Annotated in this window: 8 protein-coding genes and 2 pseudogenes; 8 read left to right on the forward strand and 2 right to left on the reverse strand. The window is 38.0% G+C overall.

What is annotated here, in order from left to right; translation table 11 throughout:
• Nucleotides 1-199: 199 nt before the first annotated feature.
• Nucleotides 200-781: a TetR/AcrR family transcriptional regulator gene (locus HMPREF3249_RS02555; protein WP_049534490.1), complete on the reverse strand. Its 582-nt coding sequence runs from the start codon at nt 779-781 to the stop codon at nt 200-202.
• A gap of 458 nt (nt 782-1,239) precedes the next feature.
• On the opposite strand from HMPREF3249_RS02555, the gene wecB reads away from it, so the two are divergent.
• From wecB to HMPREF3249_RS02575, 4 genes and pseudogenes are all read left to right on the forward strand, one after another.
• Nucleotides 1,240-2,388, forward strand: a complete 1,149-nt coding sequence (wecB, locus tag HMPREF3249_RS02560; protein WP_059221473.1) for a non-hydrolyzing UDP-N-acetylglucosamine 2-epimerase — start codon at nt 1,240-1,242, stop codon at nt 2,386-2,388.
• Between the two features lies 1 nt (nt 2,389).
• Complete coding sequence (locus tag HMPREF3249_RS02565) at nt 2,390-3,178, forward strand: hypothetical protein (protein ID WP_049534487.1); 789 nt, start codon at nt 2,390-2,392, stop codon at nt 3,176-3,178.
• A gap of 143 nt (nt 3,179-3,321) precedes the next feature.
• On the forward strand, nt 3,322-4,632 hold the full coding sequence (locus HMPREF3249_RS02570) for a glycosyltransferase family 2 protein (RefSeq protein ID WP_070867480.1): 1,311 nt from the start codon (nt 3,322-3,324) through the stop codon (nt 4,630-4,632).
• Between the two features lie 8 nt (nt 4,633-4,640).
• Nucleotides 4,641-5,743 (forward strand): annotated as a pseudogene (locus HMPREF3249_RS02575) (glycosyl hydrolase family 8).
• A gap of 187 nt (nt 5,744-5,930) precedes the next feature.
• Here the strand turns inward: HMPREF3249_RS02575 and HMPREF3249_RS02580 are convergent.
• Nucleotides 5,931-9,143 (reverse strand): LPXTG-anchored zinc carboxypeptidase, encoded by a 3,213-nt coding sequence (locus HMPREF3249_RS02580; protein WP_059221471.1) that lies wholly within the window; start codon nt 9,141-9,143, stop codon nt 5,931-5,933.
• A gap of 635 nt (nt 9,144-9,778) precedes the next feature.
• Between HMPREF3249_RS02580 and HMPREF3249_RS02585 the strand changes: the two genes are divergently transcribed.
• The 4 genes and pseudogenes from HMPREF3249_RS02585 (at nt 9,779) to HMPREF3249_RS02595 (ending at nt 12,240) form a co-directional block, all read left to right on the forward strand.
• On the forward strand, nt 9,779-10,093 hold the full coding sequence (locus HMPREF3249_RS02585; RefSeq protein WP_022525154.1) for a TfoX/Sxy family protein: 315 nt from the start codon (nt 9,779-9,781) through the stop codon (nt 10,091-10,093).
• A 247-nt stretch (nt 10,094-10,340) separates the two neighbouring features.
• Nucleotides 10,341-10,512 (forward strand): annotated as a pseudogene (locus HMPREF3249_RS09160) (substrate-binding domain-containing protein); the annotation flags it as partial.
• A gap of 111 nt (nt 10,513-10,623) precedes the next feature.
• Entirely contained in the window at nt 10,624-10,890 is a 267-nt protein-coding gene (locus tag HMPREF3249_RS02590; RefSeq protein ID WP_003026213.1) for an ACT domain-containing protein, read from the forward strand.
• A 12-nt stretch (nt 10,891-10,902) separates the two neighbouring features.
• A complete protein-coding gene (locus HMPREF3249_RS02595) occupies nt 10,903-12,240 on the forward strand; it encodes a PFL family protein (protein ID WP_004224133.1) in 1,338 nt (445 codons plus the stop codon).
• Nucleotides 12,241-12,285: the final 45 nt, after the last annotated feature.

Raw genomic sequence — 12,285 nt, forward strand, 5'->3', positions numbered from 1 at the left:
TTTTTCTGTCTAGCTTAATTTTACAAATTGGGTTATATGAAAGTCAGAGCACTGTTTAAATGTTGCTGTTACAAACCAAGGAAAAAGAGATACAAAAATAGCCTTTACAAACATATTGATTGTATGGGCTATTCTGTCAAAAATTACTAGCTAGGAAAAATAGCTATATTCTAAAAGCTCGATTTTTCGGGCTCTTTTTTTAGTCTGTATGATCATCTTCGTCTAGTGAGATGTATTGGTCAAGAGAAGAATGAACAAGGGTTAAAAATTTTTCTTTGAAGACTTGTGGTGGGAGTGGATTTTCTTGGGTTATCCACACTTCAATGTTGGCAATCACATAATGAACCAGTAGGGAGATGATAAAGTCATCTGGTAAATCAATAAGGGATTGATTCGGTTGGATATTTTCAAGTGCCCATTTTGTGTAAATCTTTTTTAAATAATTGGTCCAATAAGGATCCGTTGAGCTAGAATACAGCATTTTTAGCCATTTTCGATTTTCATAAAGAATAGGGAAAATATTATCTGCAATGAAAAGAAAGGGGTCTTTATTTGTTAGTGTATTGTATTCTAAAAAAGCCTCGTAAACAGGTTTATCAATGTTCTCATGAATTGATTCAATAATATCGTCAACATTATGGAAATGATGTTTATAAATTGCTTGGCGTGAAATGCCAGCTTTCTTGGCGAGGTCACTCATTGAGAGATTGACTTCAGCAGGATTTTGCATTGCCAAGTCATAGAAAGCATCCAAAATCTTTTGTTGACTACCTTTTACCATATAAAACAGCTCCTTGTTCTTTTTAGTATAATGGAAAGAGAAAAAGATTGCAAGAAAAAGTGAATAATAAAGACTTTAATGCAGTCCTTTTAAAATTGCTATTTATTAAGTTTAACAAAAATATCATTTGTCATGAATCTGTGTTTTGTTTGAGATAGAATTAACATCTGTGAATGGTATTGTAAAAATAGGATAAACAAAAATATTGATAGAATAGTCTAATTATAATGTAATAGTAGAAGTGCAATATTTTTAATACATAATAATTTTACTATTATAAAACAGTGCTGAATAAGAGGATAAATTTTACGTAAATAATAGGACAAAATCATATAGAATGTATACTAAAATATTGACGGTATAAATTTAAAGCGGTACAATATTAGTGTATAGTAGGGGGGCTGTCTTATTTTAGCTAGGCGTTTTTATTTGTGTCATTCTGTTATAAGGAGGAAAACGTGAAAAAAATAAAGGTAATGGTCGTTTTTGGTACAAGACCTGAAGCTATCAAGATGGCTCCACTTATTCTTCAATTGAAAAAACAATCAGAAAAATTTGAGACCATGACAGTTGTTACTGCCCAACATCGACAAATGTTAGATCAGGTATTGCAAACCTTTAACATTGAACCAGATATTGATTTGGACATCATGGGAAAAAGTCAAACATTAACGGATATTACAGTAAAAATTTTAAACCAACTGGACAAACTTTTAAAAGAAGTGAAACCTGACATCATTTTGGTACATGGAGATACAACGACAACATTTGCAACAAGTTTGGCAGCTTTTTATAATCAAGTTCGAATTGGACATGTGGAAGCTGGTTTGAGGACATGGGAAAAGTATTCTCCATTTCCAGAAGAAATGAATCGTCAAATGACAGATGCTGTAACAGATCTCTATTTTGCCCCAACGATGCAAAGTAAAGAAAATCTCATTAAGGAAAATCATGATGAAAAAAACATATTTGTTACAGGGAATACAGCGATTGACGCTTTAAAATTGACTGTTCAAGAGAATTATCATCATGATGTTTTGGAGCAAATACCATCAAATCATCAGCTTATTCTCGTTACCATGCACCGTCGTGAAAATCAAGGAGAACCAATGCGTCGTGTGTTTAGAACCTTGCGGCAAGTGGTCGAAGCGCACGGTGATGTTGAGGTCATTTATCCTGTTCATTTAAGTCCAGCCGTTCAAGAGGTAGCAAAGGAAATTCTTAGCAATCATCCGCAGATTCATCTAATTGAGCCTTTAGATGTTGTGGATTTTCATAATATTGCAGCGAGAAGTTATTTCATTATGTCTGATTCTGGAGGTGTCCAAGAGGAAGCCCCTTCTTTGGGAAAACCGGTGCTGGTATTGCGTGATACGACAGAGAGACCAGAAGGCGTGACTGCTGGGACATTGAAGTTAGTTGGAACAGAAAGTGAGAATATTCGCGAGGCTATGGAGACATTGTTGACAGATGAGACTGTTTATCATCAAATGTCTCAAGCTAGCAATCCGTATGGTGATGGCAGAGCATCTGAGCGAATTGTAGAGGCGATTGCGCATTACTTTGGTTATGCAGCCAGACCAAAAAATTTTGTGATAGGAGAATAAGATGTATCGAAAAAAAGAACTGGAATGGACAATTGCTTTACTAATTATCGTAATTTTAGCAATTGTTGGTTATAGTTTCTATTTTGCGAGTAGTATTTTTTATGTTGAAATTATTTTGATTGTTCTTGCCATCTTGAGTGTATTTGTCTTACCAGATATGTTGCTGACTTGGCTGTTAATTTTTAGCGTTGTATTAGCAACTTTGTTTTTAGTGGCAGGTGTTGTGTATATACCAGCAAATCAGCGTTTCTTATTATTGATTACTTTTCCAGTAGTTCTGAGAATAGCCAAGCAAGTTAATATTCATCGACGAACCTATCTTTCTATTGTCAAAGACTATAGTGAGCAAGCAAAAGAATTGTATGAAAGCCATTTACAGGCGGTTCGAGATGGGCGAGAAGAAAGTTTACAAGCTTTATTAGTTCATTGGGCACATAATGATTATTTTCAACAAATTTATCCTAAAGAATTTCGTTGGATGTTGGTGCGGATCTATGTGACTTTAAAGAAATGTATGCAGGGAACAGGTGCTGTTTATTATCTTTCAAATGGGAATTTTCTCATTTTATGTTCGGGAGAAGCGCAATCTCCAGCAGAGATATTCCGGCACAATATGCTTGCTAAATTGTCTTTGCTTCGCTTTAAAACCAGTAAAAGTGTGCACAAAGTGCAGTATAAATCAGGCTATCTGTTGATTGATTCAGAAAATTATGAAAAGTTTTCTGATGTTGATGACTTTATGAAAAATCTAGAAAGACAGCTTGAGACAGACATTATTGTAGAATACTAGGAGGGAATCTGTGATCATAACCAATATATTTTTTGGAGTAGCATTGGCAATTAGTATCTTTTTTGCTGTATGCTTTGTTGTGCTGTTTATTTGTTATTTAGTCATTTATAACAGAGTGAATAAAAACTTTAAGGCGGTGAAACATGATTAGTCAGTTGATTATGATTATCACTCTGGTATCCATTTGGTTATCCTTGGTTTGGAGTTTAGTTACTTTGAGTTCAGGTGTTCATTTTTGGCTAAAACATAGCGACTTTAAAGTAGATACTAGTCCTTTAGAGAGCTATCCGATGGTTACAATTGTGGTACCAGCCCATAATGAAGATGTGGTCATTGCGCAAACAACAAGAGCTATTTTGGATATGAATTACCCACATGACAAAGTGGAATTGCTTTTATTTGCGGACAATTGTGAAGATACTACTTATCAAGAAATGTTAAAAGTAAAAGCGATGCCAGAATATGCTACACGAGATATTACCATTACAGACCGGAAGGGGACTGGCGGAAAAGCAGGCGTTTTAAATGATGCTCTGAAAATGGCGAAGGGTGAATATATCTGCGTTTATGATGCAGATGCTATGCCAGAGAAAAATGCTCTTTATTTTCTGGTTAAGAAAGTTCTGGAAGATCCAGAACGCCACGTGGCATCTTTTGGGCGAAATAAGACGCGAAATGCGAATCAAAATTTCTTAACACGTTGTATCAATCAAGAGATTGTCGTGACGCAACGAATTCAGCATGTTGGTATGTGGCATATGTTTAAAATTGGTCGCATTCCTGGCACAAACTTTATTATCAACACTGAATTTGTAAAAAGCATTGGTGGGTGGCGAAATGGCGCCTTGACAGAAGATACGGATATTTCTTTTAAAATTATGCAAAGTGGGAAATTGATTGCTTTGGCTTATAATTCTGAAGCTTTCCAACAAGAACCAGAGACAGTTAAAAGCTATTATATGCAGCGGAAACGTTGGGCTAAAGGAAATTATGAAGTTGTTATTTCAAATTTCAAGCATTTGTTTGACAAGAGCAATTGGCGTGTGAAATTAGAAGTTGCATATTATTCCTGTGTTTTCTTCTGGTTTAATGCAGCAATAATTTTATCAGATATTGTCCTTTTGTCAAATGTGATTGCTATTATTGTTCATCTATTTGTTCCAAGTGTTCATATTCCTTTTACATTTGATTCAAATAATATTTACATTGCGCAATTGATGTTGTTTAATTGGCTTTTGATGATTATGCTATATCTCTTACAAATCAATATCGCTCTAGCCTCCCAATTTGGTCAAGCAACTTCTAAGCAGATTTGGTTAGCATTGGTATCTTATTTTACTTACTCGCAGTTATTTATTATTGTTTCAATTGATGCTGTAACTTCTGTTACATTGGACAAACTCTTCCACCGTGATGGAACCAAATGGGTTAAAACAAAGCGATTTGCAGGATAGGAGGAAACGTGAAAAGAACAAATTTAAGATATGTTTGGTTAGTTGCTATTTTATTGGCAATCATTACTATTTTTACTTATGTTAGATTCAATAGTACAGGTCATTTGAAGAATCAGATTTACCAACAATGGTCAAAAAATTATGTAGTTCAGCAAAAAGATAAGGCGTACGTTAAGACAACGAACGATAAAAAAAAGATGTTGTCTTGTCTGAATCACAAGGCTATGGAATGGTGATTGCTGTTGAAGCTGCAAAACAAAGGAATGCTAGCCTGAAAGATTTTGAACTTTTGTACAATTATTATTTGGCACATCGTATGAAAAATACGCAGCTGATGTCATGGCGGCAAACGGTTAAGAATGGCATCGTTAAAGCTGAAACCAATAATGCAACTGATGGCGATCTTTATATTGCATATGCTTTGATTCAAGCAGCTAAACTATGGCCACAAAAGGCTGCCGTTTATAATGCGCAGGCCAAGGCAATCTTGAAGGATATTTTGACTTATAATTATAACAGTACAACAGGAGTGCTGACGGTTGGAAATTGGGCAACTTCAGACTCAAAATACTATCGTTTAATGCGAACGTCAGATGTCCTTCCAGCACAATTTCAAGCCTTTTATAAGCTGACAGGCAATGCACAATGGTTAAAGATAAAATCAAATATGTTGTCTAAATTAGAATTGATGAGTGCTAAATCAAAAACAGGTCTACTTCCTGATTTCCTTTGGGTGGAAGCAGATACAGTTCGGGCAGCTGAGAAAAAAGCTGTTGCTTCTAAGTATGACGGTGATTATTATTACAATGCTTGTCGCTTGCCATATAATTTAGCGCAAAGTCGAGATAAACAAAGCCAGAATATATTGAATAAAATGATGAATTTCTTTATGAAACAAGAAGTGCTTTATGCTGGTTATACGTTAAAAGGTAAGGCTCTAAATCATTATCAGTCTGCTAGTTTTGGCGCTCCGATTTTCTATGCAGCCAGCCGAAATTCAGCATATCGCAAGCTGGTTCAGCAAAATAAATATATTTTTATGCAAGATTTGTCAAAGGAAAATTATTACGAAGCAGCCATGATTACCCTTGTTGCACTAGATGCTTTATAAACTAAATAGAAGTGGGACCAAAATAGGTGTTTCGTAGGAAATTGATTTTGTCGCCCCACCCTGTAGGGTTGAGTTGGTGGTATTAGTTAGGGATTACTTAACTACTGCATATTGAGTTTTATTTTAGAAGAAAGTAAACGAGTCTGGGACATTTTTGTCTCAGACTCGTTTTTACTAGTAGAGTATTCTATTCTTCTTTTTTCTTTAAATGGAGCAAGTAGCCACTGGCAAGAATGAACATGCTAGCAATAACCAAGCTGCTTTGATTTTCTTTGCTTCCTGTTTGTGGAAGTTGAGCTTTTCGAGTAGCGTTCATGATTTGAGGTTGAGGAGTATAGCGTAGGGTTGTAGCTTGACCAGCCTGAGGTTTTTGATTGATGATTTCAACAACTTCAGTAGAAGGTTTTTGTTCTTTCTCAAGATCTTTCAGTTGAGCTAATTGACTGCCAAAGATAGCATTGGATACCCAACGGTAGAAATGAATGGTATGAAGACGATTTGTTGGATTACCAGCATAGATAAAGAGTGGTTGTTCTTTGTAGTTACCAGAAATAGCTACAATTTTATTGGCTAACTGTTCATTACCAGGCCACCAACCAGCGATATAATAATCACTGCCAGCAATTGAAGCTAATGTCTTGAAATTTGCAGGTACTTTAGCAATCCAATTTCCAGAGTTAGAATAGAAAAGATCATTCTTATTGTAACCACTAGTCAACGGATCTTTGTCATCAATGATCGCTTTCATCAAGCCTTCATAATCACCACCATTTTTGAGTTGTTCTGCGTCAAAGCCGTCAACCACACCGAGTTCTTCAAGGCGTTGCATAGCAGTTCCGCCTACTACAATAGTTGGCTTCAGACCAAGGAGGGACTTGTCAAAGTTGTCACTTTCTAAAACAATCACATCAGCTTCTTCAGGGGTATTGACAATGTCAAATCCTAAATTCTTCAAAGCAAGAGCGGTATGAGCAGGAGTATCCACACCAGCCCAATAGTATTGATGAGGCGGTGCATAAACTTTTAGAGCTTTTAAGGTTTGCCCTTGAGGAGTTTTATAAAGGGCATCTCCATAGATTGCATAGTTTTTCAGCAGGTTGGCAAAAGTAGGTGTATCCACGATGTAGCCATCGTCTGTCAAATAAACTTTCTTACCGTCTCGGATTGCACGATTGACAGCGCGAACGGCACTTTCTGAAGTATTGGCAATGACATAATACGGTGCTTTGTGGTCAATTTCACTAGTTCGAGTAGCACGAAGAGCAGTTACTTCACCGAGTTTACCGTCAAAGAGTTTTTCTTTAAAGACTGCTACTGCTTTGAATCCCCTCATATCTGGGAAATTAACCAGCAATTCTGCATACATAGCGGCCCAAGCAGATTCGTTGGAGCCCTTGTAGAGGATATGATTGGCATAGCCACGTTTGGCTTGCGCCATGTCAACAACCAAATCGCCTTTTTTATAACCGCCAGTATCTTCCTTCAATTCTTGAATGACAACCCCATTTCTCTTGAAGTATTCAATCATATTAAAGGCTTGTTGAGAGTCATTGGATTTGTCAAGTTCCATTGGAATGACATAGTAATCAGGGAAGAATTTCTTTTGTCCATGTTTGATACGACCGACTACTTTACCGTCTGGTCCAACTAATTCATTTTCAGCTTTTGGATCTTCAACCTTGTTGATGCCACGGAGATAGAAGTTGAGGCGCATTTCCATGAGTTTATCAGGATCTTGGGACAGGTAAGAGATACCTCCAAGGACAGCGTGATAACCAGCTTTATAGGATTCTTGATTGCCCTCAGGAATTTCAACGGTATGTCCTAATATTCCGTGGTACATAGCATAGACACCAGTGTAGCCAGAGAAGGAGTCATCCCAGCCATCGCCCCAGTCTAGTTTAGGAATGATGTAGTGGTCATACTTGGAATTGGCAACACCAGCACGGCCCATGTGGTGGGCATTTTCCAACATATTTTTTGACAAAAGGTCATATTCAAAGTTTGGATCGTGCGGTGGAGTAGCTGGCTCAATCAGGAAGTCCTTGACAAAGCCGTGGATGTCGTAAAGTGCAATTGGATTCCATTTGTTGATGAGTCCAGCAACAGTCCGGGTTTCTGGGTTGGCCTGATAGCTAGTATCGCGGTTTGGATCGATTCCGTTAGCTAGGGCACGGGTATTGGCAACATCTCCGTCAGGATTTTCAGTAAAGTCAAAGAGGAAAATGAATTTCTTGAGGAGTTCTTTGACACTGAGTGTGACAGTCTTAGCATTGCCATTGGCATCGGTGGTTTTGAAAGAAATTTGATCTTTGGTCGCAAAAGTATTGAAGAGTCCAGTGATGATATCGATAGCAGGTTGTTCATCGGCGTGGGTATTGTTGATAAGGACTGGAAGTTTATAGTCCAGCGTGCCATTTTTCAGAGCCGCTAACATTTCAGCTGGTTTGGTTAGCGCCATTTTATTGGTTGAGTTTAGGTAATCATCAATGCTTTTTTGATCAGAACTGATAATGCCTAACTTAATTTTCCGTCCTTGAGCGCTGGTACCAATGTCTTCAATTTGAACAAGCCGATCATTTTTAGCTTCTTGTCGACTTTTTTCGATAGCAGCTAACATTTCTTCGTGAGTATGGAAGTTTTCATATGGTCGGAAAACAAGTGTTTTTCGAATCGTCAGACCGGATTCTTCATCTGTTCCAACGAGCTCATGATTTCCGATGAATTGCCGATAGGTTCTTCGGATATTGTTTGGTGTCCGAAGACTTAAATCCTTTCCAAATAATTCATTGAATTTGAGAGAAAGTTTGAGGTCAGAGCCATTGGTTGTTTCCTCAATGGTGACAAAGGAATCTCCTGAAAAGTCTCCTTTTTCCATATTCCAAGTTTTCCATTCAGCGATTGGCTTATTATCTAATTTCCAAGTCACCTTGCCAGCAGCGGCTCCTTGTTCCTGTACAGTCTCAGTAATGGTAGCTTTTTCAGACATATGGACTGTACTATCAGCTAATTGAACCTTCTTTTCTTCTGTTCCAGCTGCTCGTGTTTCTGGTTTTGCAGGTGTTGCAGGAGTCTCTGTCCCAGATTCGTTTGTAGTAGAAGTCGAACTGTCTATTGAAGGAGCACTTTCTGATTTCTGTGCTTCTTCTTGATTGGTTGTTGTGGGAAGCTGAGCTTCAGCTGATGAAGAATCTGGCGTTACATTCGCTCTAGTTGCATTTGTTTCCGTACTTGCCTTTTCGGCAGGGACTACCGTTTCTGTCTTGTTAGCAATAGGCTGTGTCTCCGTGCTATCTTGCGTATCTGCAGCAGCATTTCCTTGCGTTAAAACTGCAACAAGAACGGCAGCTGACAAGCTGAGAACATTTGTGTACAACCGTTTCTTATATGAATTTTTCATAAGAAACCTCCTTTATGAAATTTGAGGGCACCAAAAATAACGAAAATAGCTCTTAGTTATTCTCTGTTATTTTTCTCCCCTTATTATTTGAAGTATACAAAGATAGTATACCAGAAAGTGTAAACGGTTTCAATCAAAAGTGTAGACAAAAAATAGAAATGTATCAAAATAAATAGATATGTAATGAATTTTGGCAGGAATTGAATAGCAGAAAATCCCAAAGCACACACTAAAGACTATCAAAGAATAAACTTCACCTCGAAAGTCTGACAATGTTCTAATGAAGAAGGTTAGAGATAAGACTTTTGCAACTGAAATATTCTTTGCCCCTGATAGCAAGGAAATCTTTCAAGATAAGTAGTTAAAGATTATACATTTTAAAAAGAATGAAGAAAAAGTAGATTGTCTTTGTATCGATTTCTGGGAGCGAGTAGGAAATTTGACGATGGGGAAATTGTCTTAAAAGTGGTATGATAGCATATATATTAAAGATTTTAGGAAGGTGGGATATTATGAGAAATTCACTATGTGAAAAAATAGTATGGTATGACTCTCGGTTTTAGAGTTGACAGCAATCAATAAAGAAGTAATAGTGAAGCGGCGTAAATAAATTAGAATTTGTGGGAGGAATCATAGTGAATGAATTTAACGAATATGTACGTGAATGTTTTTCTACAGTTGGTGATATTACCATAAAATCCATGATGGGCGGATACCTTGTATATTTTAATGGTAAGCTGATAGGTGACATTTGTAATAATGAACTGTTTTTAAAGAGAACGCCGACATCGGACAGACTTCTTGCAGATTCAGAACTGCGTTATCCGTATGAAGGGTCAAAGACTCTGATGCACGTATTCGACAAATTTGAGGATGCGAATTTGATTGTAGGATTACTGGGAGGAATGTATACGGAACTGCCCGAGAAGAAACCTAAGAAAGCCAAATGAGATTGACAAACTTCAGTTTGTTGAAATTAAATAATTAAATAAAAACAATAATATAGCAAATTACAAAACAGTAAATCAAAAAAATGGTTTACTGTTTTTCTTGCTCAAAATGGGAATGAGGTCAAAAGAAAAAGCATCAATAAATCAAAAAGATACTTGACAAAACGCTTTAGGACAGAGCAAACCAGTTTTCGGGTAGCCTGTCCGACCCTCGGATGAAGTGAACGAGTTTTCGTTCAGTCCGTTGACCGAGATGACGAGCTTATCTTCGCCGAGTATCACGACAAGGCCAACCAGCTTTTGAAGAAGGCCAGCAGGCAACCAAGATTTTGATTGACCAGATCGAGGGGCGTCATCAAGAAGAAAAACAACAAGTGCTGGATTGTAGTATTCATTGGAAAGAATCAACAATCAATTGATAACGATTAAGCAGAGCTTAAGGGCAAAAGTCGTATTTTTCTCTTTCGGTTTATGCAAATTTCCTTTACTTATGCTACAATAGGAAAAAGGATGTTGATTGGAGTAAAAAAATGAAAGCGATTATTACGGTTGTTGGCAAAGATAGAACGGGGATTGTGGCAGGAGTTTCGAGCAAAATTGCAGAGCTTGGGTTGAATATTGATGACATTTCGCAGACTGTTTTAGATGAATTCTTCACTATGATGGCAGTCGTTTCTAGTGAAGAAAAGAAAGATTTTACAGAACTGCGCAATGAATTTGAAGCCTTTGGCAATACACTCAATGTCAAAATTAACATTCAAAGTGCAGCGATTTTTGACGCTATGTACAATATCTAATAGAGGTGAAAAATGGATATAAAGCAAGTTACTGAAACCATTTCCATGATTGAGGAGCAGAATTTTGATATTCGGACGATTACCATGGGAATTTCACTTCTCGACTGTATTGATACGGATATTGAGCGAGCAGCGGAAAAAATCTATCAAAAAATCACCACGAAAGCTCAAGATTTGGTGGCAGTTGGTGATGAAATAGCTGCGGAGCTGGGCATTCCCATTGTCAACAAACGTGTATCGGTGACCCCGATTTCCTTGATTGGCGCTGCGACAGATAGTGATGACTATGTGCCTCTAGCAAAAGCGCTGGATCGAGCAGCAAAAGAAATCGGTGTTGACTTTATCGGTGGTTTTTCTGCTCTGGTGCAAAAGGGTTATCAAAAAGGAGATGAAATCCTTATCCGTTCCATTCCGCGAGCTTTAGCGGAGACTGATAAGGTTTGCTCATCTGTTAATATTGGGTCCACCAAGTCTGGGATTAACATGACGGCGGTTGCAGATATGGGACGTGTTATCAAAGAAACTGCAGAACTTTCTGACATGGGGGCAGCGAAACTGGTTGTCTTTGCTAATGCGGTCGAGGATAATCCTTTTATGGCTGGGGCCTTTCATGGCGTTGGCGAAGCTGATGTCGTCATCAATGTAGGTGTGTCAGGACCTGGTGTCGTCAAACGTGCCCTTGAAAAAGTTCGCGGCGAAAGTTTTGATGTAGTGGCGGAAACAGTCAAGAAAACAGCTTTTAAAATCACTCGGATCGGTCAGCTTGTCGGACAGATGGCTAGTGAGCGCCTAGGTGTGAAATTTGGAATTGTTGATTTAAGTTTGGCACCAACGCCAGCTGTTGGGGATTCTGTCGCTCGTGTTTTGGAAGAAATGGGATTGGAAACGGTCGGTACGCATGGAACGACGGCAGCTTTGGCTTTGCTTAATGACCAAGTCAAAAAAGGTGGCGTCATGGCTTGCAATCAGGTTGGTGGTCTATCAGGTGCCTTTATTCCTGTATCAGAGGACGAAGGTATGATAGCAGCGGTTCAAAACGGTTCCCTCAATTTAGAAAAATTAGAGGCCATGACCGCAATTTGCTCGGTTGGATTGGATATGATTGCCATTCCAGCAGACACGCCTTCTGAAACCATTGCTGCCATGATTGCCGACGAAGCCGCTATCGGTGTTATCAATCAAAAGACAACAGCGGTACGAATTATTCCAAAAGGAAAAGAAGGCGACATGATTGAGTTTGGCGGTCTTTTAGGGACGGCACCAGTGATGAGAGTCAATAAAGCTTCATCAGCTGATTTTATCGCGCGTGGTGGACAAATTCCAGCACCGATTCATAGTTTTAAAAATTAAAATGAGAGTGGGACAGAAATCAGTAGTTTCGTAGAAACTTGATTT

This window comes from Streptococcus sp. HMSC36C04 (genome assembly GCF_001839535.1).
GTDB lineage: Bacteria > Bacillota > Bacilli > Lactobacillales > Streptococcaceae > Streptococcus > Streptococcus hominis.

Coding starts and splice junctions, on each gene's coding strand:
- HMPREF3249_RS02555 (WP_049534490.1), bottom strand. CDS start 781: ATGGTAAAAGGTAGTCAACAAAAGATTTTGGATGCTTTCTATGACTTG.
- HMPREF3249_RS02565 (WP_049534487.1), top strand. CDS start 2,390: ATGTATCGAAAAAAAGAACTGGAATGGACAATTGCTTTACTAATTATC.
- HMPREF3249_RS02570 (WP_070867480.1), top strand. CDS start 3,322: ATGATTAGTCAGTTGATTATGATTATCACTCTGGTATCCATTTGGTTA.
- HMPREF3249_RS02580 (WP_059221471.1), bottom strand. CDS start 9,143: ATGAAAAATTCATATAAGAAACGGTTGTACACAAATGTTCTCAGCTTG.
- HMPREF3249_RS02590 (WP_003026213.1), top strand. CDS start 10,624: ATGAAAGCGATTATTACGGTTGTTGGCAAAGATAGAACGGGGATTGTG.
- HMPREF3249_RS02595 (WP_004224133.1), top strand. CDS start 10,903: ATGGATATAAAGCAAGTTACTGAAACCATTTCCATGATTGAGGAGCAG.